21 protein-coding genes are annotated in these 23,550 nt (G+C 71.4%); 14 read left to right on the top strand and 7 right to left on the bottom strand.

Annotated features, from left to right (window positions below; genetic code table 11):
- Nucleotides 1-79: 79 nt before the first annotated feature.
- The 3 genes from WME85_RS40660 (at nucleotide 80) to WME85_RS40650 (ending at nucleotide 3,402) form a co-directional block, all read left to right on the top strand.
- Nucleotides 80-877 (top strand): MBL fold metallo-hydrolase, encoded by a 798-nt coding sequence (locus WME85_RS40660; protein ID WP_437829112.1) that lies wholly within the window; start codon nucleotides 80-82, stop codon nucleotides 875-877.
- An 87-nt stretch (nucleotides 878-964) separates the two neighbouring features.
- Nucleotides 965-1,969, top strand: a complete 1,005-nt coding sequence (locus WME85_RS40655; protein WP_437829111.1) for a hypothetical protein — start codon at nucleotides 965-967, stop codon at nucleotides 1,967-1,969.
- Nucleotides 1,970-2,121: 152 nt separating this feature from the next.
- Nucleotides 2,122-3,402: a sigma 54-interacting transcriptional regulator gene (locus WME85_RS40650; protein ID WP_437829109.1), complete on the top strand. Its 1,281-nt coding sequence runs from the start codon at nucleotides 2,122-2,124 to the stop codon at nucleotides 3,400-3,402.
- Between the two features lie 5 nt (nucleotides 3,403-3,407).
- Here the strand turns inward: WME85_RS40650 and WME85_RS40645 are convergent, their stop codons facing one another.
- From WME85_RS40645 to WME85_RS40635, 3 genes are all read right to left on the bottom strand, one after another.
- Nucleotides 3,408-5,441, bottom strand: a complete 2,034-nt coding sequence (locus WME85_RS40645; RefSeq protein ID WP_437829108.1) for a bifunctional serine/threonine-protein kinase/formylglycine-generating enzyme family protein — start codon at nucleotides 5,439-5,441, stop codon at nucleotides 3,408-3,410.
- A gap of 126 nt (nucleotides 5,442-5,567) precedes the next feature.
- A complete protein-coding gene (locus tag WME85_RS40640) occupies nucleotides 5,568-6,341 on the bottom strand; it encodes a glutathione S-transferase C-terminal domain-containing protein (protein WP_437829107.1) in 774 nt (257 codons plus the stop codon).
- Nucleotides 6,342-6,459: 118 nt separating this feature from the next.
- The gene (locus tag WME85_RS40635) at nucleotides 6,460-7,443 is read right to left on the bottom strand and encodes a phosphotransferase family protein (RefSeq protein WP_437829105.1); all 984 of its coding nucleotides are present in this window, start codon (nucleotides 7,441-7,443) and stop codon (nucleotides 6,460-6,462) included.
- Between the two features lie 281 nt (nucleotides 7,444-7,724).
- Between WME85_RS40635 and WME85_RS40630 the strand changes: the two genes are divergently transcribed.
- From WME85_RS40630 to WME85_RS40605, 6 genes are all read left to right on the top strand, one after another.
- A complete protein-coding gene (locus WME85_RS40630; RefSeq protein WP_437829104.1) occupies nucleotides 7,725-8,057 on the top strand; it encodes a carboxymuconolactone decarboxylase family protein in 333 nt (110 codons plus the stop codon).
- 10 nt (nucleotides 8,058-8,067) lie between these two features.
- A complete protein-coding gene (locus tag WME85_RS40625; protein WP_437829103.1) occupies nucleotides 8,068-8,514 on the top strand; it encodes a hypothetical protein in 447 nt (148 codons plus the stop codon).
- A 123-nt stretch (nucleotides 8,515-8,637) separates the two neighbouring features.
- Nucleotides 8,638-9,648, top strand: a complete 1,011-nt coding sequence (locus tag WME85_RS40620) for an ABC transporter ATP-binding protein (RefSeq protein WP_437829100.1) — start codon at nucleotides 8,638-8,640, stop codon at nucleotides 9,646-9,648.
- Nucleotides 9,645-10,457 carry an ABC transporter permease gene (locus WME85_RS40615; RefSeq protein ID WP_437829098.1) on the top strand — a complete coding sequence of 271 codons (813 nt, stop codon included), beginning with the start codon at nucleotides 9,645-9,647 and terminating at the stop codon, nucleotides 10,455-10,457. The genes WME85_RS40620 and WME85_RS40615 overlap by 4 nt, the downstream gene beginning before the upstream one ends.
- Nucleotides 10,458-10,516: 59 nt before the next feature.
- Nucleotides 10,517-11,323: an ABC transporter permease gene (locus WME85_RS40610; RefSeq protein ID WP_437829095.1), complete on the top strand. Its 807-nt coding sequence runs from the start codon at nucleotides 10,517-10,519 to the stop codon at nucleotides 11,321-11,323.
- A gap of 805 nt (nucleotides 11,324-12,128) precedes the next feature.
- On the top strand, nucleotides 12,129-12,500 hold the full coding sequence (locus WME85_RS40605; RefSeq protein WP_437829093.1) for a hypothetical protein: 372 nt from the start codon (nucleotides 12,129-12,131) through the stop codon (nucleotides 12,498-12,500).
- 314 nt (nucleotides 12,501-12,814) lie between these two features.
- Here the strand turns inward: WME85_RS40605 and WME85_RS40600 are convergent, their stop codons facing one another.
- Nucleotides 12,815-14,440 carry a hypothetical protein gene (locus tag WME85_RS40600; RefSeq protein WP_437829091.1) on the bottom strand — a complete coding sequence of 542 codons (1,626 nt, stop codon included), beginning with the start codon at nucleotides 14,438-14,440 and terminating at the stop codon, nucleotides 12,815-12,817.
- Between the two features lie 707 nt (nucleotides 14,441-15,147).
- On the opposite strand from WME85_RS40600, the gene WME85_RS40595 reads away from it, so the two are divergent.
- The gene (locus WME85_RS40595) at nucleotides 15,148-15,780 is read left to right on the top strand and encodes a DUF6151 family protein (RefSeq protein WP_437829089.1); all 633 of its coding nucleotides are present in this window, start codon (nucleotides 15,148-15,150) and stop codon (nucleotides 15,778-15,780) included.
- Between the two features lie 106 nt (nucleotides 15,781-15,886).
- Here the strand turns inward: WME85_RS40595 and WME85_RS40590 are convergent, their stop codons facing one another.
- The gene (locus WME85_RS40590; RefSeq protein ID WP_437829087.1) at nucleotides 15,887-16,897 is read right to left on the bottom strand and encodes a Kelch repeat-containing protein; all 1,011 of its coding nucleotides are present in this window, start codon (nucleotides 16,895-16,897) and stop codon (nucleotides 15,887-15,889) included.
- A gap of 177 nt (nucleotides 16,898-17,074) precedes the next feature.
- Here WME85_RS40590 and WME85_RS40585 point away from each other — a divergent pair, with 177 nt between their 5' ends.
- Both WME85_RS40585 and WME85_RS40580 read left to right on the top strand, forming a co-directional pair.
- Nucleotides 17,075-18,070, top strand: a complete 996-nt coding sequence (locus WME85_RS40585; protein WP_437829086.1) for a cupin domain-containing protein — start codon at nucleotides 17,075-17,077, stop codon at nucleotides 18,068-18,070.
- Between the two features lie 117 nt (nucleotides 18,071-18,187).
- Nucleotides 18,188-18,886, top strand: coding sequence for a DNA-binding protein (locus WME85_RS40580; protein WP_437829083.1), 699 nt, complete (start codon nucleotides 18,188-18,190; stop codon nucleotides 18,884-18,886).
- A 53-nt stretch (nucleotides 18,887-18,939) separates the two neighbouring features.
- On the opposite strand, the gene WME85_RS40575 is transcribed toward WME85_RS40580, so the two are convergent.
- Nucleotides 18,940-20,286, bottom strand: a complete 1,347-nt coding sequence (locus WME85_RS40575) for a glycoside hydrolase family 30 protein (protein ID WP_437829080.1) — start codon at nucleotides 20,284-20,286, stop codon at nucleotides 18,940-18,942.
- Here WME85_RS40575 and WME85_RS40570 point away from each other — a divergent pair.
- Entirely contained in the window at nucleotides 20,267-20,617 is a 351-nt protein-coding gene (locus WME85_RS40570; RefSeq protein WP_437829079.1) for a hypothetical protein, read from the top strand. The genes WME85_RS40575 and WME85_RS40570 overlap by 20 nt on opposite strands.
- Before the next feature lie 383 nt (nucleotides 20,618-21,000).
- On the opposite strand, the gene WME85_RS40565 is transcribed toward WME85_RS40570, so the two are convergent.
- Nucleotides 21,001-21,603, bottom strand: coding sequence for a glutathione S-transferase N-terminal domain-containing protein (locus tag WME85_RS40565; RefSeq protein WP_437829077.1), 603 nt, complete (start codon nucleotides 21,601-21,603; stop codon nucleotides 21,001-21,003).
- A gap of 525 nt (nucleotides 21,604-22,128) precedes the next feature.
- Here WME85_RS40565 and WME85_RS40560 point away from each other — a divergent pair.
- Complete coding sequence (locus tag WME85_RS40560) at nucleotides 22,129-23,214, top strand: pectate lyase (RefSeq protein WP_437829075.1); 1,086 nt, start codon at nucleotides 22,129-22,131, stop codon at nucleotides 23,212-23,214.
- Nucleotides 23,215-23,550 lie beyond the last annotated feature (336 nt).

The raw sequence follows: 23,550 nt of genomic DNA, 5'->3' as shown, positions 1-23,550 counted from the left end.
CGCCGCGTCGAATCGGGCCAGGCGCCGTCCGCCCCGGCACCCCACGCTGGGGCCAGACACTCGGCCCCGGAGGAACATCATGTCTGCTGTCCAGATCATTCGCGTGCCCATTCTACCCTTTCGCATGCTGAGCGCCCATCTGCTCGTCGGCGCCGCAGGCTGCGTGCTGGTCGATGCCGGCGTGCCAGGCGCGGCGCCCGGGGTCGGCGAGGCGCTGGCCCGCGCGGGCCGCGGCTGGTCCGACCTGAAGGCGATCGTGGTCACTCACGCCCACGTCGACCACGCCGGCAGCGCCGCCGAGCTGCGCGAGCGCTCCGGAGCGCTCGTCATCGCCCACGAGGCCGAGGTCGAGCACCTCAGTGGACGTGCCCCGATGACCTACTGCCCGACCGGCTGGTTCGGTCGCTTGTTCGTCCGGACCCCTCTCCCGCACGAGCGCTACGCCCCCGTCGCGCCCGACCTCGTGCTGTCCGGCAACGAGACGCTCGACCTGGCGCCCTATGGGATCGCGGGCCGCGTGCGCCCCACGCCCGGGCACACCCAGGGCTCGATCTCGGTCGTCCTCGAGTCGCGCGAGGCGCTGGTCGGGGATCTGGTCGCCTCGGGGGTGATGCTGGGCGGGCTCGCGCGGCTCGGCCATGCGATCCGTCCTCCCTTCGAGATGGACCCGCGCGCCGTCGGCGTCCAGCTGGAGCGGCTGGTCGACGAAGGGGTACAGATCTTCCACCTGGGCCACGGAGGGCCGCTCGACGCCGACGAGGTGCGGCGGCACGCCCGCGTGCTGGCCAGCTCCGTCGCCGGCGTGCCCCACCTGCAGCGGAGATCGCGATCGCGCCGGGCAGCGCCGGGCGCGATCGCGATCGACCATCCGGGCTGAACTGCGGCCCCAAGTCCATGATTTCACGTCGGATCTCGCCGGCACACGGGCTGCAACGGGCGGCGCTCGGAGAGGAGCCCGATGCCGATGATGACCCGAGATACCTCCGACACGTCCGTCACGTTCTCGCTCGCGGAGCTCGCGAAGCTCGAGGAGGCGCGCGTGCGGGAAGAGCACCTCCAGCGCGCGAGGATGCGCGAGCAGGAAGCCCGCGAGCAGCGCGAGGCGGAGGCGCGCCGGCGCGCAGCGGAGGCGGCGCGGGCCGCCGCCGAGGCAGAGGCGCGGGCGCGGCGCGAACAGGAGCAGGCCGAGGCGGAGGCGCGCGCGGAAGCGCGGGCGCGGGCGGCGCTCGAGGTCGCGCGCATCGAGGCCGAGGCGAAGGCGCGCCTCGAGGCTGACAACGCGGCGCGCGCGCACGAGCTGGCCGTCGCCCGCGCGCGCGCCGAGGGCCGGCGCCGCAGCCTGGTACACGCGCTCGCGGCGGCGCTCGGCCTCGCGCTGTGCGGCGGCGCGGCGGCCGCGTACGGGGTCGCGCAGCACGTGGCGGGCCTGGAGCACGAAGCCCGGCGGCTCCGCGACGCGCAGGCGGCGCTGGCAGAGGAGCGCGAGAGCGCGAGGGCGGCCGCGCTCGCGGCCCTCGACCGGCGCCACGCGGCGCTGCGCGGCCGCCCCCTCGCCGACGGCGCCGAGGCGGCGCGCGCGACCGCCGAGGCGGCGCGGAAGGCCCTCGATCCGCGGGCGCTGGACCACGACCGGCTGCGGGCGTTCGGGGACGCGCTCGACGCGCTGGAGGCGCGGCTCGACGCGCTCGAGAGGATCGCGGCGCTCGATCGGCGCCACGCCGACCTCGCCGCCTGGGCCGCCGAGCGCCGGACCGAGGCCACGGCGGCGGTTCGGGTCGCCGCGGCGCGCGCGAGGGCGGCGGGCGCCGACGAGGCCGCGCTCCGCGCCTACGAGAGCGCGCTCGATCGCCTGCGGGAGGCGCTCGCCCGGCCCGCGGCGCCGGGCCCGCAGCCGCAGATCCGGCCCCCGCGGCCCGAGTGCACGAACCCGGGCGACCCGATGTGCGGGCTCGATGGGCGGCCTCTCTAGCTCCGCGCGCCACGCGTGGAATCAGAGGCGCTGACGCCGCGCTCCTCTCCGGACGAGCGACGGCGCCGCCGCTCCTCCGGGCGAGCGACGGCGCCGCCGCCCCCGGCGCAGCGCTTCCACGCTCCGGAGGCGCATGGCACCCTGCGAGGAGAATGGCCAAGGACGTGCCGAGCACCAGCGAGCACCGGAGCCCGGTGCGGCCCGAGGCAGGGCGGCGGCGGCCGGCGCTCGTGTGCGCCTTCCCGCGGCCCATGGCGTTCGCGCTGCCCGACTCCGGCAGCGTCATCGGCCGCGCCTGGCTCGCCGAGCGCGGCCTCGCCGACGAGGAGGTGTCCGGCAGGCACCTGCGGATCGATCGCGCCGGCGGCGCGCTGCGCGTCGCGGACGTCGGGTCGCGCAACGGCACGTGGGTGAACGGATCGAGGCTCGCGCCGCGCGACCTCACGCCGCTCGACGACGGCGCGGTGCTGAGGCTCGGGCGCATCCTCTTCGTCTTCCGCGAGGAGCTCCACGGCCCCCTGGATCCGGCGCCGCCGGTGGGCGGGCTCGTCGGTCCGTACGGGCTGCGCGCCGTCGCGCAGCCCCTCGCGGGACTGCCGCGGAGCCGCCCCGGCAACGTGCTCATCGAGGGGGAGACCGGCGTGGGCAAGGATCTCGTCGCGCGCGCCGCGGCGGCGGCGCTCGGGCGCGCGGCGCCGTTCGCGGCGGTGAACGTGGCCGGCGTCGCCCGCGGCGTCTTCGAGTCCCAGATGTTCGGCCACGTGGCGGGCGCGTTCTCGGACGCGCGCAGCGCCGCGCCCGGGATCGTCGTGGCCCACGACGGCGGGACGCTGTTCCTCGACGAGATCGGCGATCTCGACCTCGATCTCCAGGCGAAGCTCCTGCGGCTCCTGGAGAACCGCGAGGTGCTGCCGGTCGGGGCGCAGCGGCCGGTCCACGTGAACGTGCTGGTCGTCGCGGCGACGCACCGGGACCTCGAGGAGATGGTGGCGCGCGGGGCGTTCCGGCGCGACCTGTTCGCGCGGCTCGCGATGGCGCGCATCCACGTGCCGGCGCTCCGCGAGCGGCGCGAGGACCTCTTCAGCGTGGCGTGCGAGCTCGCGCGGCGCGCGGGCGTCGCGCTCCCGGCCGAGGCGGTCGAGGTCGAGGCCATGGAGCGGCTGCTGCTCGACCCCTGGCCAAGCAACGTGCGCGGGCTCGACGCGGCCCTCGCGGCGGTGCGCCGCCTCGACCCCGAGCCCGGGCTGCGGCTGTGGGCGCTCGAGGAGGTGCTGGGGAAGGCGCCGGACGACCAGAAGGTCGCGCTCACGCAGGAGCGCGTCGAGTCCGCCCTCGCGGCCGCCGGGGGCAACGTGACGTCGGCCGCGGAGCGGCTTGGCGTCTCGCGCGGCAAGCTGCTGCGCTTCCTCAAGCGCGCGCAGCAAGAGGAGTGATCGCCCTACCGGGCGCTGGCGCAGCGGAAGCCGATGCTCCAGCCGCGCGCCGTGGGAGCGCTCGGGCGGCGGTGGGCGGAGCGGACGTACTGGCTCTCGACCGTGTCCCACCCGCCGCCGCGGAGCACGCGGCGGGAGTCGTCGCACTCGTCCCTCTCGTAGGGGCAATAATGGCTCTCGGTCCACTCCCAGACGTTGCCGGCCAGGTCCAGGGCGCCGACTGGCGATCTCCCTGCCGGCGATCGTCCGACGGGGGCGGTCGCCGGGGCCGCGTCGCCGTCGTTGTACATGCGGGGCCACGGCCCCTTCCCCACCTTTTCGAGCCGCTCCGTCAGCATCTGGCTGCACTCCGGCCCGCAGGCGTTGAGGCGTTCGCCCGAGGGAGGCGCGTGGCCCCAGGGGTAGGTCCATGCGTCCTTGCCGCGCGCCGCGAGCTCCCACTCCGCCTCGGTGGGCAGCCGCTTGCCGGAGGCGGCGCAATACGCCTTCGCCTGGTACCAATCGACGCAGTTGATGGGGTGGTCCGGCGCCTCGGGGCCGTTGCAGAACTGGCTCCAGAAGGAGCGGCCGCTCGGCGTGAGCCCCTCCGACTCGACGGTTTGCCGCGGGCGCTCGCAAGCCTCGCAGTCCGAGTAAGCCTTCACCGTGACCTCGGTGGTGTCGAGGCAGAACGACCTCACGGTCACGCCGTGTCGCGGGGTCTCGTCGCTGGGCGTCTCCGCGTCCACGTCGGAGCCCATCTGGAACTCGGCGCCTTCGACGAGCACCATGCCGCCCGGGCAGCCGCCCGATCTGGCCGGCGGCGCGCGCAGGAAGAGGTACACCCCCGCGCCCGCCGCGCACGCGGCGGCGGCGAGCGGCACGGCGCGCCGGAGCCGCGTGGCGCGCCCGCCCGAGGGACCCGGCGCCGCGGGCCGCGCCGCGGCGAGCGGGTGGAGCACGGTGTGGCCGGCCGCGGAGTCATGGATGGCGCCTGCCGTCACGGGGTCGCCCGCGAGCGCGCCTGATGTCGCGAGCGCGCCTGATGTCGCGAGCGCGCCTGAGGCCACAGGCCCTCTCGCGAGCTCGCCCGCGCCGTGGGGCGCGCCCCGGAGATCGACCGGCGCGGCCACGGTCGTGGCGAACGCCGCCGGGTGATGGCGGCCAGCCGGCGCGTCGAGCTCCACGATCCTGGCCTCCAGACCGAGGAGCGCCTCGACCATCTCGCGCGCCGACTGGAATCTGCAGCTCGGATCGACGGAGAGCGCCTTGGCGAACCAGTCGTCGATCGACGCCGGCAGGTCCGGCCTCTGCTCGGTGACGGGGCGGAACTTCCCCTTCAGGACCGCCGCGCCCACGGCGACGAACGAGCTGCCCTGGAACGGCTGCGCGCCGGTCAACGTCTCGTAGAGGATGACGCCGAGCGACCAGAGATCCGAGCGCAGATCGACGTCCTTGCTCCCCTCGAGCTGCTCCGGGCTCATGTAGGGGGCCGATCCGATCACCATCCCTGTCTCGGTGAGCGCGGGGTTCGCCGCCGGCGCCGCCGCGTCGCCCGCGATCTTCGCGACGCCGAAGTCGAGCACCTTGACGAAGAGCGGGTATTCTTTGCTCCCCTCCGTGATGAAGACGTTGTGAGGCTTGATGTCGCGGTGCACGATGCCGCGCTCGTGGGCGCTCTCGAGCGCGCTCCCCACCTGCTGCACGAGCGACCTCGCGGTGGCGAAGCTGAGGCGGCCGCCGCGCTCGAGGAGCTCGGCGAGCGAGAACCCGCGCAGGAGCTCCATGACGAGGTACGGCACGGCGCCGTCGACGGCGCCGTAATCCATGACCTGCACCACGTGCGGGTGCGCGATCCGCGCCGTGGCCCTCGCCTCCCGGTGGAAACGCGCGACGAGGGCGGGGTTGGCCGCCACCCGCTCGGGACGGATGAACTTCACCGCAACGTCGGTGTCGAGGGCGAGGTGCCGCGCCGCCCACACGACGCCCATCCCGCCCTGCCCGAGAGGCCTCAGCAGGTGCAGCTTGTCCGCGATGACGGCGTCGGGTCGGAGCTCCACGAGGACCGGGCGATGGTACCACCGGCGCGCCAGCGGCTGCACCGCGGCCGGCGGAGCCTGCCGTCACGCGGAGCTCAACGGCTCATCCACGCGAGCGGGGCGACCCCTGGAGGGTGCCCGTGCCCGTCAGATCTCGATCGGCCAGCCGAGGTGGCGCTCGTACATCCGGCTCCGGTGCTCGAGGAGCGCGCGCGGCACCGCGTCGCCGATCGCCTCGTGCGCGGTCCCGAAGGCCTGGCGGAGCAAAGGCTGGAGTCGGGGGCAGTCGCTCTCCGGGATCGGGCAGAGCGGGGTCAGGAAGGTGGCGGCGTAGACGTCGAGCGCGTTCGGGCGATCGCCGTCGAGGTAGTCGCGGCCTCCGTCGAGGCGGGCGGCGAGGGCGGAGAGCGTGGTGGTGATGCGGGCGCGCGCGCGGTCGAGGTCGATCGCGGGGGAGTAGCCGTAGCGCGCCGCGAGGTAGCGCGCGACGGGCAGCGGAAAGCCGCGCTTGCCCTCGCTCGTCACCGAGGCGTGGATCATGAAGAGGCGCGCGTTCCAGCCGAGGCCCTCCTCGCCCGCGATCTCGTGGAGCAGGCCGACGGTGCGGGCGCGGTGATCGAGGTCGTCGGGGAGCAGGGCGCCCGGCGACCCGAGGCGGGCGGCGAGGGTCGTGATCGCGGCCCAGTGGGCGCGCGGGGGCTCGTCGTCGTGGAAGACGACAGGCACGTTGTCGGTGCGCATCCACGCCGCGAGCTCCGCGTCTTCCCGCGAGAACCGCACCACGCGCACCGGCACGCCCTGCAGCCGGAACAGCCCCTTCGCGGCCTCCGTCCAGGGGCTCGGAACCATCCCCGTCGCGACCAGGCGGACGCCGCGGGCCGCCTTCGCGGTCGCGACGTCGACGAACTCGATAGGATTCATGCGCCCGATGCTGCCCCGAGGCGGCCTCGCCTTTCAAGCGGCACCGGCCGATTCGACGTCGATCGCCGCCGCGAGCCCCCGGTGCGCCACCGCGAATCCGTCGCCGGGCGACGAGGTACTATAGCGGCCATATCCGCTGCTCCAGCTCGGAGAGCGATGAGACCTGGGACTCCCAGCCGTCGAGCCTGAGCTGGAACTTGAGGTTGCTGTACCGGTGCAGGAGCGCGAGGGCCATCAGCCTGCGGCGCGGCGCCGGGCTCGGCTCGGTGAGGTCGTATCCATACGAGCCAAGGAGGGCGCGCTGGAGCTCCGCGCTGCCGGCGGCGAGGAAGAGGCAAGGGCCCAGCAGGTCGTACTCGCGTGGCCCGAGGCACGCGTCCGCGAAGTCGATCATGCCGGTGACACGCCACCCCTCGTCCGTTTGCGTCACGAGGAGGTTCTCCGGCGTGTACTCCCCGGTCAGGAGCACCGGGACCACGGACCTCGGGAGCAGAGGGCGGGCGGACTCCAGGTAGGACCGGATCTCGGACACCAGGTGCTCGGGCAGGCCCATGCGCCGGTGCCGGGCCTCGCACCCGGCGATCTGGCGCTCCACGAACGCGTCCCAGCCGAGGTCGATGCCCTCTAGCCCGCCGGTGGGCAGCGCGTGGGCAGCTCTCATGATCTCGCCGATGCGGGTGAGCGCATCGACTCGCTCCGCGCCGCCCATCGCCGGCCACGCCTCTTCCAGGGTGCGCCCCGGGAGGCGCGACATCACGAGATAGGGCCAGCCGTCGAGGTCCGCTTGCCAGAGGAGCTCCGGCGTGGCCGCGGGGATGTTGGTGTGGAAGCGCGCGAGCGAGAGGCGCTCGGCCTCGAACTGGTGCCGCAGGAAGGGCGGAAACAGCTTGATGATCTGGCCGGCGTCGTTCGCGACAACGACGTTGGTCCCGTTCGCGAACGCGGAGAGCCCACCCGTCGAGAGGCCGTGGCGCGCGCACACAGCGAGGATCGCCGGGCGAAAGGCGTCGAGATCGGCGCGGATCTGGTCGAACGCGCGGGGGCCGTCGAACGGCGGGAAGAGGGGTTGGTCGCCCGCGGGCGCGCTCGGATCGGGCGGCATAGGCGGCGAGCACCCTAACGCGCGTGCGCGCGGGCCGCCATCGAGGAATCTGCCGGCGTGGCTGCCGGCGAGCGCGGACGTGGCGCGCGGCTCCCCGGCGCGTGGCGCCGCGAGCCGCGAGCCGCGCGCCGCGCGCCGGCAGCGGCGGCGATCTCGCGCGTCGCGCGTCGCGCGAAAGACGAAGAACGGACACCTGGCGGAGCCCGGGCGACTGGAACATCCTTCGCGGGAAACGTCGTTCCCCGACACCACCTCGTTCTCCTGGAGAGGAGCGTTCCACCATGCAGATGCCGGATCCCCCGGAAACCCACAAGGAGTTCATCCGCCGCTTCCCCAAGCTCGGCGAGGCCTGGGCGCTCCTCGGCGAAGCCGGCGCGGAAGGGCCCCTGCCCGAAAAGACGGTCCGCCTCCTGAAGCTCGCGTTCGCGTGCGGCGCGATGCGCGAAGGCGCCGTCCACTCGAGCGTGCGCAAGGCCCTCGCCATGGGGATATCGCCCGAGGAGATCGAGCAGGTCGTCGCGATCTCGGCCGCGACGCTCGGCCTGCCCGGCACCGTCGCCGTCTACTCCTGGGTGCGCGACGTCCTCGATGTCGTCGAAGAGCCCGGCGGGTGAGGCGCGGCGCATGAGGACCGCCGAGAGTCGGGGCCGGACGCGCGCCCTCGTGGGGGCGCTCGGGGTCGGCGCCCTCGTCCTGAGCTGCCTCGGCCCGACGGCGGGCCAGGTCGATCTGCCGGGCTTCGACACCCCCGTGGAGAAGGCGCTCTCCTTCCCGGCGGGGAAGAAGCTGGAGTTCCCGGTGCACGCCGACAGCTACGAGCACGGCGGCGCAAACTACGTGCGCATCGAGGTGACCCTGCTCCGCGGCGGCGCGCCGGTCGGCACGATGGCGTGCGACGGGTTCGAGCTGGAGGGCGGCGCCGGGTGCGGCTCGAACGCCACCCACCTGAACGGCAGCTGCGCGATGGAAGTCCCCGCCGGCGGGAGCGACGCCATCCGGGTGGTGGCGACGCTCGCGGACAAGGGCAGCTCGGCGAAGCTCGAGGGGCTCAGCGTCTATATCCGGGATTGATACGACCGGTCCTGTCCGGCCTCGGCGCCTCGCGGCGCGCGCGCGCGCGCGTCGCGCCGGAGCTGCTGGCCGTCGCACCGACATCCTGTATGCTCCCGCGCCCCCCGTGGGGCGCTCGCCGCCATGCCGCTGATCGTCGTCGAGGATCTCCGCAAAGCATACCGGGTGGCCGAGCGCCGGCAGGGCGCGTGGGGCGCCGTCGTCGGGCTGGTGCGCCCGCGCTACCGCGCCGTCGACGCGCTCGCGGGCGTCTCGTTCTCGCTCGATCGGGGCGAGCTCGTCGGGTACATCGGGCCGAACGGCGCCGGCAAGTCCACCACGGTCAAGATCCTCGCGGGCGTCCTCGTGCCGGACTCGGGGCGCTGCGAGGTGGCCGGCCGCGTCCCGTGGCGCGATCGCGTCGCGCACGTGCAGCGGCTCGGGGTCGTCTTCGGCCAGCGCACCCAGCTGCTCTGGGACCTGCCGGTCATCGACTCGTTCGAGCTGCTCCGGGACATCTACCGCGTCGGCGCGGCCGACTACGCCCGCGCGCGCGACGAGCTCGTCGCGATGCTCGACCTCGCGCCGCTGCTCGACACGCCGGTGCGGCAGCTCAGCCTCGGCCAGCGGATGCGCTGCGATCTCGCGGCTGCTCTGCTCCACGCGCCCGAGCTGCTCTTCCTCGACGAGCCCACGATCGGCCTCGACGCGGTCTCGAAGCTCGCGGTGCGGCGCTTCGTCCAGCGGCTGAACCGCGAGCGCGGCGTCACGGTGATCCTGACGACGCACGACATGGACGACATCGAGGCCCTTTGCTCGCGCGTCATCCTCATCGCCGGCGGCCGGGTGCTCTCTGACGGCTCGCTCGAGGCGCTGCGCGCGCAGGTCACCGCCGAGCGCTGGCTCATCGTGGACCTGACGGACCCCGCGGCGGAGATCGCCGAGCCGCACGCCGAGGTGATCCGCCGCGAGGGCGACCGCGTGACGCTGCGCTTCGACCCGGCGGCGATCTCGACGGCGGAGCTCGTCGGGCGCGTCACCGCCCGCTACCCGGTGCGCGACCTCCTCGTGCAGAACCCGCCCATCGACGAGATCGTGGCGCGGCTCTACGGCGAGGGCGGCGGCCGGGGCGACGAGGCGGGCGCGCGGCCGTGAGCGGGATCTTCGCTTATTACGCCATGTTTCGCGCGCGCTTCCGCGCGCTCTTGCAGTACCGCGCGGCGGCCGCTGCAGGGTTCGGCACGCAGCTCTTCTGGGGGTTGATCAAGGTGATGGTGCTCGAGGCGTTCTACGCGAACGCCGCGGCGGGCGCGCCGCTGCCGATGGCGCTCGGGCAGGCGGTCACTTACACGTGGCTCGGCCAGGCGTTCTTCCAGCTGATGCCTTTCTCGACGAACCCCGACCCCGAGGTGCGCGAGCAGATCCGCACCGGTTCGGTGGGCTACGAGCTCGCGCGCCCGCTCGATCTCCATGCGATGTGGCTCACCCGCGCGCTCGCCTCGCGCGTCGCGCCGACGGTCCTGCGCGCGGTCCCGATGGCCGTGGTCGCCGTGCCGTTTCTCGGCATGTCGCTGCCGCCGTCGCTCGCCGCCGCCGGCGCGTGGGCGGCGTCGATGGTCGGCGCGGCGGCGCTCGTCGGCGCCTTCGCGACGGCGGTGACGTCGACGATGCTGTGGACCACGTCCGGCGACGGCATCGCGCGGATCGTGCCGTCGGTGGTCCTCATCGGCTCGGGCATGATCGTGCCGCTGCCGCTCTTCCCGGCGTGGATGCAGCCCTGGCTCGACGCGCTGCCGTTCCGCGGCATGATGGACGCGCCATTCCGGCTCTACCTCGGGCACCTGCCCGCGGGGGCGCTCCCGGGCGTGCTGCTGCACCAGGCGCTGTGGACCGCGGTTTTCGTGATGATCGGCCGCGCGATGGTCGCGCGCGGACTGCGGCGGCTCGTGGTGCAGGGCGGCTGAGCGGCGAGGAACGGGCGAGGGACGAGGGAGAGGCGAGGAGCAAGGGAGGAAGAGGCGAGATGTCGCGGGACGCAACAAGGCTCTACCTCCGGCTCGCCGCCGCGTCGCTGCGGTCGCAGATGCAGTATCGCGCGTCGTTCGCGATGTGGTCTGTCGGCCAGTTCGTCACCGTGGGCATCGAGCTGCTCGGGGTGTGGGCGCTGTTCGACCGGTTCGGCGCGGTCCGGGGGTGGCGCTTCGCGGAGGTCGCGCTCCTGTTCGGGCTCGTCAACGTCTCGTTCGCGCTGGCCGAGTCGTTCGGCCGTGGATTCGACACCTTCTCCGCGCTGGTGAAATCCGGCGATTTCGACCGGATGCTGCTCCGCCCGCGCTCCACGGCGTTCCAGGTCGCGACGCGGGAGTTCCAGTTCCTGCGCACCGGGCGGCTCGCCGTTGGCCTCGTGATGCTCTTCTGGGCCGGCGCCGCGCTGGAGGTCGGGTGGACGGCGGCCAAGGTGGCGCTGCTCGCGGGCGCGATCACCGGCGGCGCCTGCGTGTTCTACGGGCTACTCGTGCTCCAGGCGACGCTGTGCTTCTGGACGGTCGAGTCGCTCGAGATCATGAACACGGTGACCTACGGCGGCACGGAAGCGGCGCAGTACCCGCTGACCCTGTACCGCGACTGGTTCAGGCGGTTCTTCACGTTCGTCGTGCCGCTGGCGTTCGTGAGCTACATCCCGGCGGGGGCGCTGCTCGAGAGACCCACGGTGCCAGCGCTGCCCGAGGCCGCGCGGTGGGGATCTCCGGTGGTCGGCGTGGTGTTCCTGCTCGTGTCGCTGCGCATCTGGCGCTTCGGCGAGCGGAGGTATCAGTCCACTGGGTCGTAGGGGGACGGGCGCAAGGGCCGTGGCGCCGGGGAGGGGGCGTCGCGCGGGGTGGGGGAGGAGAGCGGCACGAGCGGGCGGCTTTGCGTGGGATTGATGGCCGAGTCAACCCACGGTCCCGCGCTGGGCAGCATGCACCACACAGATTCGGACCCGGGATCGGTCCCGTCGGCCTGGTGCCCTCTCGTGGAGCCCCGTGCCCTGGAGTCGGGGCACACGCAGGTCACACGGAGGCGAACGAGCCCAGTGGGCTGCCCGTAAGCACGGGCCGGAGCGGCAACGACCCGCTGCGGACGTACGCTACCGGCGGATCGAGCACGATTGCGCCAAGGTCGTTCCCTCGGTGATCGCTCCGCGGTGGCCCGCGGCTCGCTTGAGCCGCGCACATGCGAACACATCATCTCGCCTCAGCAATGCTGTTCTCCGTCTTGTGCGGGCTCGGTACTGCATCGTGCGCCCTGAGTCCGGAAGCGACACGGGAGACGGACGCCGACCTCGAGGCCTGGATCGCGGCCATGACCGGCGGTGTTCGGGACAGCCAGCAGGACTTGGACGGCTCGGAAAGCCTCGATCTCTTGGAAACACCAGCGGCGACGGATGTAACACCGGATGCGGCGCCGCGCGGCAGATGCGAGGACGCCTGTATGGCCTATTATGAGGTCATCGACAGGTTCTGCTCGCAAGTTCCAGTGAAGTGGAAGGTTCGCTGCCATCTCGCGAAAGCGTCTGGAAACGCTGCGTGCCACGCGCGTTGTCCCTGACGAGCCGGTTGACGGGCTGGGGGGAGATCGGGTGCTATGATGCCAGCATGGACATCATCGGCGAACGGAAAATCGTCTTTCAGCCGGCCGGAGCGGAGCATGAGCGCGAGATTTCTCTTCGCGTCGGCCGGCCTCAACAACGACCGGATGACGGCTGGGAGGTCCAGATCGACATCTTGGATCCAGAGAAACCGTGGAAACTGCCGCCGGTGTGGGGAACCGATGGGCTAGGAGCGGTCATCCTTGGCATCTTCGCGCTCTCCAAGTACGTCGAGTGGTACACCATGAGAGGTCGTCTGATGTTGCCTGAACATGGAGAAACCGTGTTCCCGGAATGGGGGCTCCTGCTGGAGGCGAGCACGCCGCCCGCTCCTGCCCAGCAGGCAGCGCCCGCCCTGGATGGTGAGGCGGAGGAGTAGGATCGCGCTCTACTCGCCCCCGTTCAGGTCTCCGCAGCCCGCGGCGGCGTGGGAGCGCGTCCTGGTGAGCACGGACCTCGCCGAGCCGGACCGCTGGGAAGCGGATGATGGTCCGGACGCTCAACCCGAAGTGTCGGGCCATCTCCTCCGCCGTGACGAGGCGCCTGGATTGCAGGAAGAGGATCAGCGCCAGCAAGCGGTCGACCCGGTTCATCCGGGCACGCCGGCGGCCCTACCATACCCTTCGGGCGCGCGTCGAGCTCACGCTAACGGCAGGCACGCACCGCGGTAAGCCGCCCTGGCGGAGGCGCGCGTCACCAGGTTCCGTCGAACCAGCTGTGCGTGAGGCTGTTGTCCGTGCCCCGCGCGAAGATGTCGATTCGCCCGTTCCCCCAGCTCACCGCGTCCGGCGACGCCGTGAGGTTGCCGCCCAGCCACTCCCAGTCCGCCCAGCTTCCCTGGTACCACTTGTGCCAGAGCGCGTTGTCCGCGCCCCGCGCGAAGACGTCGAGCCGGCCTGAAGCCCAGGAGGACACCCCGGGCGCCGACGTGAGGACGCCGCCGAGCGACTCCCAGCTCGACCAGCCGCCCTGGAAATACTTGTGTACGAGGCTGTTGTCGGTGCCCCGCGCGAACACGTCGATTCGCCCGTTCGACCAGCTGACGGCCGCCGGATCGGAGGTGAGGCTGCCGCCGAGCGACTCCCAGGCCGACCAGCCCGCCTGGTAAGCGATGTGCCAGAGTGCGTTGTCCGCGCCCCGCGCGAACACGTCGAGCCGTCCGGAGCCCCAGGAGCTCACCGCCGGACCGGACGTCAGCCCGCCGCCGAGCGACTCCCAGCCCGACCAGCCGCCCTGGAAATACTTGTGCACGAGGGTGTTGTCGGTGCCCCGCGCGAACACATCGATTCGCCCGTTCGACCAGCTGACGGCCGCCGGATCGGAGGTGAGGCTGCCGCCGAGCGACTCCCAGCCCGACCAGCCCCCCTGGTAGTACTTGTGCCAGAGCGCGTTGTCCGTGCCCCGCGCGAACACGTCGAGCCGTCCGGAGCCCCAGGAGCTCACCGCCGGGCCGGACGTCAGCCCGCCGCCGAGCGACTCCCAGCGCGCACCGTAGAGCGCGGCGGCGCCGCTGACGTCTCTGGTCGTCAGGTTGAGGTCGCCGGCGTTCGTGCCGTTGCACTGCGGGTAGTGCATCACCGAGGCCGAGTCGTAGGCGGTCAGCGCGCGCCAGCTGCTGTCCTCGAAGCACGTGCCCGCCTCGGGCCGCGTGTGCTCGTGTCGGAAGCCGAGCGTGTGGCCGAGCTCGTGCCGCAGGATGCCCGCGAGCGTGTAGGGGGCGATGACCCCGAACGAGGTCGAGTCGATGAGCACGTTGCGGTTGGCGCGGTTGTAGTTCGGGAAGAACGCGCGAGCCAGGTAAGGCTGGCCGCTCACCGGCCTGACGTCGAAGACGACGTTGTTGTTGCTGGCGTTGCACGAGGAGTCCTGGTCGGAGCGGTAGTCGAAGTTGACGTACGCCGCCCCCTCCCACGCCGCGGTGGCGCTCGCCATGGCAGCGACCACGGCGCTGTAGTTCCCGCCGAACGATGTGCTCACGCAGTACGTGATGCTCAGCTTCTGCGTGTCGTTCCACCTGTCGTCCACGCCGCCGCTCTGGTCGACGACGAGCGCGCCACGCAGGAGATGGCGCTCGTAGAACTTCTTGAGGTCGTCGAGCCCGTCGACGGGCGTATCGCCGTCCACGATATAGAGCCCTGTGTCCCGCTCCTGGTACGTGCTCGCCACGAACTCCTCGAAGCTGAGCTGGGTGTCGCTCACGTCCTCAGGGACGCCGGAGTCGACGGGCGCTCCCTCCACGCATCCGAACAACGCGATAGCCGAGAAGGCAAAGTAGCCCATCGCAACGAAACGATGATTCAAGAGCCTGGAAGTCGTCATGAAATGACCCCTCGATGGCCTGTCCCTGGTCAGGGAGAATGCCGGCGCCGCGATTCGATCTGCCGGACCGCACCGTGTGGTCCTGGCCGAGCTCGCTTGGCGGGGCACGCCTTAGCAAGTGATGTGCCGCGTGTGCGAGGCGACTCAACGACGCCGCAATCGCGGTTTTGCGCGAAGGGAGTCGCGCGAGGGTGCAGTTTTGCTGCAACATTGCGCTGTTGCTGCGGCGATGAGGCAGCGCGGTATGTCGAAAAGGTTGCGGGATTACACAATGGGTTGCGCAACGATACCCGCGTTCCTGCGCCGGCGGATGACGTTGTAGCTGCAATTCCGGCCTGTGTGGGACGAACAGCGAACTCGGCCATGGGCGGCGACGGCGAGCTACAGCGAGCGTCTCGCTCAGCGGAGCAGCTTCCGCAGCTGCTTGCGACCGCGGTCCTGGCGTCTCCTGGACAGGCTCATTCTCTTCTCCTGCGCCGGCCCTGGACGGACCTCGGCCTGGCGTCGCGCAACGACACCACCAACTCCACCGCTGGGTCGGGAACGCGCTCGTCCCCGGCCGAGCCGCTCGCCGTTGACTGCCGCGAGCCGCGCGCCGCGGACGAGCGCGTTCCCGGCCCCAGCGGTGACCGGCGCGCCTGGCGCTCTCGTCGCGGCCGCGTCGCGATGCGCGCGCGTCGCGCGTCGAGATGTGGTATGCGGCCTCCATGTCCCGAGACGTCGAGCTCCAGTGTCGTTGCGGAAAGGTCCACGGATGGCTGCGCGATGCGTCGCCGAGCACGGTGAACCACGCCATCTGCTACTGCGACGACTGTCAGGCCTTCCTGCACCACCTAGGCCGCGCGGACATGCTCGACGAGCACGGCGGCTCGGACATCGTGCAGGTCGCTCCCGCGATGATCTCGTTCGACCGCGGCAGCGACCTCATCACCGCCGTGCGGCTCACGCCGAAGGCCCTCTATCGCTGGTACGCGAGCTGTTGCAAGACGCCGCTCGGCAACACGCCGACGCCGCGGCTCCCGGTCCTCGGCATCGTCACCGAGCTGTTCCAGCAAGCGCCGAGCGCGCGCCCGTCCGACGAGGTCTTCGGCCCTCCCGCTGGCCGGATCTACGGCCAGTTCGCTGTCGGCGAGCCGCCGCCCGGATCGGTGAAGCTGAACGTGCCCCTCCTCGCGCGCATGATCGGGAAGCTGCTCGGCTGGAAGCTCCGCGGCAAGGGGTGGCCGCACCCGTTCTTCGATCGCGCGAGCGGCAAACCGAAGTACCCGGTCACCGTGCTGTCCACGGCCGAGCGCGAGGCGCTGCGCCCGCTGTGCGGCCCGCGCCCCGCGCGCGCGTGACAGGCCGGCTCGGACGAGGAGGCGACGCCGGGCGCGACCCGACCCGGCGCGCCTGCACCTCGTCGAGGCCGCTCTACAGCACGCGTCGCCGCGCTCCTCGCCCCGCTCAGGGACTGAACGCCTCCGAGACGTCGGTCAGCCCGAAGCCTTGCTGCGTCCCGCCGCCGGGAACATAGATCGTCTCGTCCACAGCGACGGCGCCGGTGCCGTGGCGCGGCGTCCGCATCGGCGCGAGCACCTCCCACGTGTCGGTGGTCGTATCGTAGACCTCGTTGTCGTCGAAGACGCCCTGCGCGCCCGGCGCCGGGTTGCCCTCGCCGCCGATGACGTAGATCTTGTCGCCGTCCGAGGCCGCCGCGACGCCGCCGCGCGCCGTCGGCATCGGCGCGCGCGTCGACCACGTGCCCGCCGACAGATCGTACGCGAACACCGTATTCTTGACGTTCTCCTGGCCGTTCGCCCGCCCCCCGAGCACATAGAACGTCGAGCCAACGACCGCGCCGCCGACATGATCGCGCGGCTCGGGCGGCTCCGGCAGCGTCTCCCACTCGCCCGTCGCGACGTCGTAAGCGGAGAACTCGGGCACCGTGTCCTGGAAGGCCTCCGAGAGCGAGCGGAGCCCGCCCGCGAGGTAGATCTTCGTGCCGTGCGCGCCGACGGCCGCGCTCCCTCGCTCCGTGCCTGCAGGCATGGGCGCGAGCTCCGTCCACGCGTCCGTGCTGGGGTCGTACTCGAGCACGTCGCCGACAGCCGTCCAGGGGAAGTCGCCGACCATCCCGCCGAGCAGGTAGATCTTCCCGCCGAGCGCCGCGACGTTCGGGTGATTCAGCGCGACAGGCAGCGGCGCGGCCTCGGACCACGCGTCCTCGCGCGGGTCGTAGACCTCGACGCGCCCGGTGTTCAGCCCGTCGCCGCCGGCGCCGGCGATGACGTAAACCTTGCCGTCGAGCGCCACGACCGCGTGCTCCTGGCGCGGGCCGCCCGCGATGGCAGGGAGATCGCGCCAGCCGGCATGCTCGTCGGCGCCGGGGCCCCCGCCGGAGCTCCCTTCATCGGCGCAGGCGAGCATGGACAGAGAGAGACCGAGAGAGAAGCAGAAGGCAGTGATGGATCGCATGATGCTCTTTCCTCACGATGTCTGGTGATGACGAACCTGGTATGGCCCACGATTCGCGATCGCACACGTTGTGCATTCCTCCGTCGTGGTGCACCTTGATGGTGCGCCTGCGGGCGCGGACGCACCATCCGAGGTCGTCCGTCGTTCTTGATTCATCGTCCGGAAGGAGGAGGTCTCGTGGACGCGCTCAGTGACGTACTCCAGGCGATCCGCCTCGCGAGCAACGTGTTCAAACGAGCCGAGCTCTCGGCGCCCTGGGGCATCCGCCTGCGGGGCGGCGCGCTGGCGGGCTTCCACTACGTCGTCCGCGGGAGCTGCTGGCTCACGGTCGAGGGGACCTCGGCGCCCGCCACGGCGCTCTCGGGAGGTGATCTCGTGCTCCTGCCGCTCGGCCATGCGCACACGCTGCGCGACAGGGCGAAGAGCCCCGTCCGGAGCATCGAGGCCTTGATCTCGGAGGCCGGCGGAGACGACATCCTCAGGTCCGCCGGCGGTGGCCCGACAACGACCCTCATCTCGGGCTGCTTCACGTTCGAAGATCGGTCGAGGAACCCGCTCCTCGCCTCGCTGCCCCCGCTCATCCGCATCACGTCCGACCAGGGGTGCGCGGTGCCGTGGCTCGAGCAGAACCTCCAGTTCATCGCCGCCGAGTCCGCGTCGCCTCGACCGGGCTCCCACGTTGTCCTCACGCGCATCGCCGACATCATCTTCGTGCAGGCCCTCCGGGCCTTCATCGAGAGGCTCCCCGACGACTCCGGAGGCTTCCTCCGGGCGCTGCGGGAGCCGCACATCGGACAGGCCCTCGGGCTGATGCACCGGCAGCTGGAGCACCCCTGGACGGTCGAGAGCCTCGCCTCGAAGTGCGGCCTCTCGCGCTCGACGTTCGCGGACCGCTTCAAGCAGACCGTCGGCGAGCCGCCCCTCGGCTACCTGACGCGGCTCCGCATGGAGCGCGCGACCGAGCTGCTCCGCGCGGGCTCGACCCTCGCCGACGTGGCGCAACGTACGGGGTACTCGTCGGAAGCGGCCCTCAGCCACGCCTTCCGCCAGTGGGCGGGCACCCCCCCGGGCGCTTACCGCAAGGCGCAGCGGGAGACGCGAGGAGCCCAGCCAGGCGACAGCCGTGCCCATGGCGACGCGGCGGCGCGCACCCCCTCGATCGCAACGAAGTAGTTGCTCCCGGCGCTCCCGCAGGAATTCACGTCTGTGATATCGGTGCTCCGTGGGAGCTCTCAACGGCTTTCGTGCCGTCTGTCGCGGAGACGCTCTCGACGAAAGGAAACACGCCCGATGCTGATCCGTACCGAGACGATAAAACCGCTCCGCTCCGCCTTCCTCTGCTCCATCGCCGCCCTCGCGCTCGCCGCGTGCGGCGACACCTCCGACCCCGTGCCCGGCGGCGCGGAGATCAGCACGATCGCCGAGGCGCGCGCCGTCGCGCTCGACGGTGAGACGACCGTCGAGGGGTTCGTCACGGTGGCGCCGGGCACGTTCTCCTCCGCGACGTCGGAGCAGGGCTTCGCCATCCAGGACGACTCGGGCGGCGTTTACGTCAGCGTGCCGGAGAAGCTCGATTTCCCCCTCGACACGAGGGTGCGGGTGACCGGGCGCGCGGGCGAGATGGCCAAGCTGCGCATCATCGCGAGCTCGCCGGCGCAGGTCCAGCGCGTCGACGGCGAAAGGACGGTCGCGCCCGAGGACGTCGCCACCGGCGATGTCAAGGAGCCCGTGGAAGGGCGCCTCGTGCGCGTATCCGGCCAGGTGAGCAAGACGTTCGAGGACGACTCGCCCTACGGCTACAAGCTCTATGTCGACGACGGCTCGGGGGAGATCCAGATTTTCATTCATATATCGGCCGGCTTCAAGGCCGCCGATCTCATGGGGATCGCGATGGGCGACAGCCTCGCGGTGACGGGCTTCACGTCGCAGTACGAGGATACGTACGAGGTGGCCCCTCGCGCGCCAGCGGATCTGCTCAAGGCGCAGTGAGCGGTGGCCTCGAGGTGGCCGGCGGTCGATCCGGCCACCTCGAGGCCTCGGGCTCACTTCCAGTTCACGGTGGCCCACCCGTGGGCAGGAATGCTGAACTGGAGCTTCTTGCCGGCCACGCCGAGGGTCGTCGCCTTCGCTGCGTTGCCGGAATTGTAAAGAACCGTGACAATGGTGCCGTCAGGGTTCTTGAAGGCCAGCGCGTCGCCGCCGGTCGTGCCGACGCGCGTCGCTCCCGGATCGACGTACTCGGAGACGTGGCGGAAGACGTGGTAGGCGGGGGTGACGTTGAGCGTCTTCGTCCCCGTGTCCACGGTGAGGAGCGCGTTCTGGGGCCATGGCCGCTGCGAGTCCAGGTTCTTCCCCGACGTGTCCAGCACCATGTTCCAGGCGCTGTACGAGGTCACCCCTGCCTGGATCCAGTCGCGGATGAGCTTCCAGCTCTCCTCGGCGTAGGCATGGTCGTTCGGCGCCGCGCTCGCGTTGAACGGCGGCATGCCCGCAGGGTTCCAGGGATAGTTGCCGCACTTGTGCTCCGTCTGCACGATCGGCAGATTGCGCGATCGCAAGCCGGATACGCTGCTCAGCATGTTCCACTGCAGCCCGAAGCCCTTGACGTACCGCATCGCGGTGGCGTCGCCGGTCACCGCGCTGAGGATCGTGCCGTCCTTCCCGCTATCGGCGTTGGACATCGTGCCGAGGTAGACCTCGGTCGTGAGCCCCCGCTCCGCCAGCGTCGGCCCGAGATAGGCGCCGATGAACTTGGCCATGAGCGGCCCCGTCCATGTGCAGCTCGGGTACCGCGTCTCGTAGTTCGGCTCGTTCTGCGGGTGGACGGCCTCGATGGTGATGCCCTCGTCGGCGTACGCTTCCACGAATCTGGCGAAGTACAGGGCGTAGGCCTGCAGGATGTTGGCGTCGTCCTTCATCCTGCCGCCATCCATGGCGCCGTTGCTCTTCATCCAGGTGGGGGGCGTCCAGGGGCTGGCCCAGAGGTGGAGGTCGGGCCTCACCGCGAGCGCCGCCTTGATGTACGGGATCAGCTTCTCCCTGTCCCGATCGATGGAGAAATCCGCCATCGTGTGATCGTTCGGCGTCTCGTCGAGGGTATAGCGATCCATCGCGTAGTCGCTGGCGCCGATGGGTATGCGTCCGTAGACGAACGCTGCTCCCTCCTCTGTGTCGAAGAGCAGCTTGATGGCTCGCGCCCGCTCGGAGTCGCTGAGCATCGAGAGCACGTTCCAGCCCGCCTCGTTGAAGGTGCCGCCGAAGCCGTCCCATTGCTGGTACGTCATCGCGTCGTTGACGGTCACGTCGGCATTCCCGTCCGTCGCTTCCGTCGGCGCCCCTGTCTTCCAGTAGTCGTTCGGACCGGAAGTGATGAGCGTCGGTTCGATCACGGGGGGCCCGCCGCCGGTGGACGAGCCGCCAGCGCCGCCGTCTCCGGTCGGAGGATCGCCGCCGGCGCCGCCGGAGCCCGTCGAGCCGCCCACGCCTGGTCCGGCCGATGCCATCGAGCCGGCCGGTGCCGTCGAGCCGGCCGATGCCGTCGAGCCGGCCGCTCCGGTCCCCGAGGCGCCCGACCCGCCCGAGCCCTCGGGCTCTGTCGCGCTGGGCGAAGAACCGCAAGCGACGAAGAAACATGCGAGCAACACGCCGGTGGTCGAACCTCGTGCCCTGTCCATTGCTGAAGTCCTCAATCGTTGGGAGCAGACCCGTGGCGGCGCCTGAACCAGGCGTCCGGACTCGTCGTGCTATATGCCCAGGAGGCCCCGCGGTGATCTGAGCAGAGGCACGTTTTCGGAGGGCGTCCTTGGCACGAGCCCCGCGGGACGCAGCGCGTCAAGCAGGCCCAGGTGCGCCGGTGGCTCGGGCTGGTGAGGGGAGCTCGCTGCGCGAGCCGTCGCGCGTCCTGCGCTCCCGGCGTGCGCCAAACGTGGGTGACGCGCGGAGGGATCTCCCCGCACCCGGGGTCACCTGCGAGCCAGCGGCCGGTGCTCAGCTCGCCCGTTGCCAATTCAGGATCGGATATTTGATCCAGGGGAGGTCGTCACGCCTACGTGATGCTGTTCGGCTCCGGCGCAATAACTGTTGGGGCGGGCGTCTTCAGGACATCACGGCAGGTGATGCTGCGTGGCGACCATGGACAGCCGCTGGCCGGCGACGTCGAACCAGCGCGTTAGGCTGCTCCGGCCGTCTCTCCACGCCCGGTCGGGCCAGCGGAAGTCGAGGTAGCCGAGCGCGCAGGCGGCCGAGATTGCGCCGATGTCCGCGAGCTCCCTCGATAGCTTCCCGGCGTCGCGCTCCAGCCTGTCGAGGCCGGCCTCGATGGCAGCCGCCTGGCGCTGCATGACGCTGCCCGAACGCTCGTTGGAAGGGCGATGCTCGTCGGCGAAGAGGCGCCCGGCGGCGGCGTTGATGCCGTCCGCAATCCCCTGCCGGAGCAGGGCGCTCCACCGCGCCTCTCCGGGCGCTGGGTACAGCCCCCCGGCCGCGTGGTGGTCGAGGTATTCGCAGATGAGCGCGGACTCGAAGAGCACCTGCCCATCGTCGAGGACCAGCGTCGGAACCTTCGCCAGCGGGTTCAGGGACCGCAGCTCCGCGTCCGACCATGGATTGACCAGCACGAGCTCGATGCGATCTCCGAGGTGCAGCTCGTGCGCGGTGACCCGCACCTTGCGGGCAAAGGGGGAAGTGGGAGCGTAGAAGAGCTTCATGGAGATCCTGCTCGACAGGAGGAGCAAAACGAATCGAGGGTGTCAAGGCCGAAGCGCCGCTCGCCACGGGTGACGAAAGGTCCCTTGCGCGATCCGCCGGGGCCGCGAGGGCGTTCCCGTCCGGCTGTGCTCGCGACGTGAGCGTCCTTGTCAGTGCGCGTCATGGCGCGGCGACGTCAACCAGAGGTTGACGCGGTTGACGGCGCCGGTGTTGACGGCACGTCGACCAGCGGCGCTGTCCGCGGGAGCTCCGCCGGTGTCGCGTGGCCACCCGCTCACGCGGGCGCCGGCGGACATCAGGCCAGAGAGGGGCTATTGCGGCCACCGCGTCGGACGACGCGCGGGCCGCATGGCGGCCGGGCCCACACCGCGCCGCGCGGCACACCCGTTGCACAGGTGACGCTCGACAAGGATCGCAGGGGGCGACCGGACCGGGACCACGCACCTCTGGATAGATCGCTGTGCGTCCACGAGCGGCGCCGGCGCCCTGTCGTCCCCGGTCGCATGACAAACGAGCGAGGTTCCATGTCGACGAGAGCATTGATTGCTTCTGCCCGGCTCCGCGCCGGGCTCCTGATCCCAGCGCTTTCACTCGTCTGGGCGTGCTCGGCGCAGCCCGGCGACGGGGCCTCCGACACGGGCGGGGGTACCAGCGAACCGGGCGGGAGCACCACCATCGGCAGCTCGGGGAGCGGGTCTGTCGGCAGCGGCGTGACGAGCTCGAGCGCCGCAGGCTCGGGCAGCGGCGGCGCCGGCTCCAGCAGCGGTGTGACCAGCGGCGCGACGAGCACGAGCGCCGCCAGCTCGGGCAGCGGCGGCGACGGCGCTGGCAGCGTCGCAGCGAGCTCGGGTGCCGGCGGCGTCGTCCCCACCGGCGACCCGCTCGATATCCTCCGGGAGTTCACGCCGGCGGACGAGGAGCTGGCCGAGGCCTACGAGGGTTACATCACCGAGGAGGTCGGACCGCTCACCTACGCCACGGAGGGCACGGGCACCGCCCGGACGATCTCCCAGACCCTCTTCGTCCCTCCCAACGCGGTGTACGACGGCAAGGGCGAGACGCTGACCGCCGACGTCGCCGCCATGAAATGCGACACGTCGAAGGGTGAGCAGGCCGAGAGCCAGCGGCCCTTCTTCCTGCTCGCGCCGGGGGCCAGCGTGAAGAACGTGACCATCGCCTACCCCGGCTGTGAGGGGATCCACATGATGGGCGACAACGCGCTCGAGAACATCACCTGGGAGGACGTCGGAGAGGACGCGGCGTCGGTCCGCAGCTACTTCCCCGGCGGCGCCATCACCATCAAGGACAGCAAGGGATACAAGGCCGCCGACAAGATGTTCCAGTTCAACGCGCCGTGCGACGTCCGGATCGAGCGCTTCACGGGCGCCGAGATGGGCAAGCTCGTGCGCCAGAACGGCGGGACGGGCTTCGAGCTGCACATCGACCTGAACACCGTCACGGTGACCGGCGTCGTCTCGGCGGTCGTGCAGAGCGACAGCCCGCTCTGCTTCGTCCGCCATCACGACCTCACGTACGAGTTCGCCGGCTCGGGCGACAAGAGCGACCGCGTGTTCCGCGACGTCCCCCCGGAGAACGTCACCGAGTACTGAGCCTGGATCCGGAGAATGCCAACAGGTTTGAGGCAGGCCGGATGAGAGTTCCAGGAGTGGATGGCGCTGAGGGGCGCGTTCCGGCTCTGCGAAACGAGCGGCCGAGGTCGGGGCGGCCTCGGCACGGCGGTGGGCGTGGCGCCAGGTTCGGGCGCGGCGCTGAGCGTGCCCCTGATGGGCGCTGCCCTGAGGTGCGCCTGGCGGCGACGGTCACCTACAATATCCCAGGTGAACGCATGGCCAGAATTTGTATGATCCTGCCGTGATGTGAACGTTCACATGATGTTCACCCCGCCGTCGCTCGATGCGCATCGACAAGGAGGACCGATGTCCGTT

Source organism: Sorangium sp. So ce1153, from assembly GCF_051521595.1.
Taxonomy (GTDB): domain Bacteria; phylum Myxococcota_A; class Polyangia; order Polyangiales; family Polyangiaceae; genus Sorangium.
The sequence above is the reverse complement of the archived record's forward strand: the minus strand, read 5'-3'. Positions and strand labels throughout refer to the sequence as shown.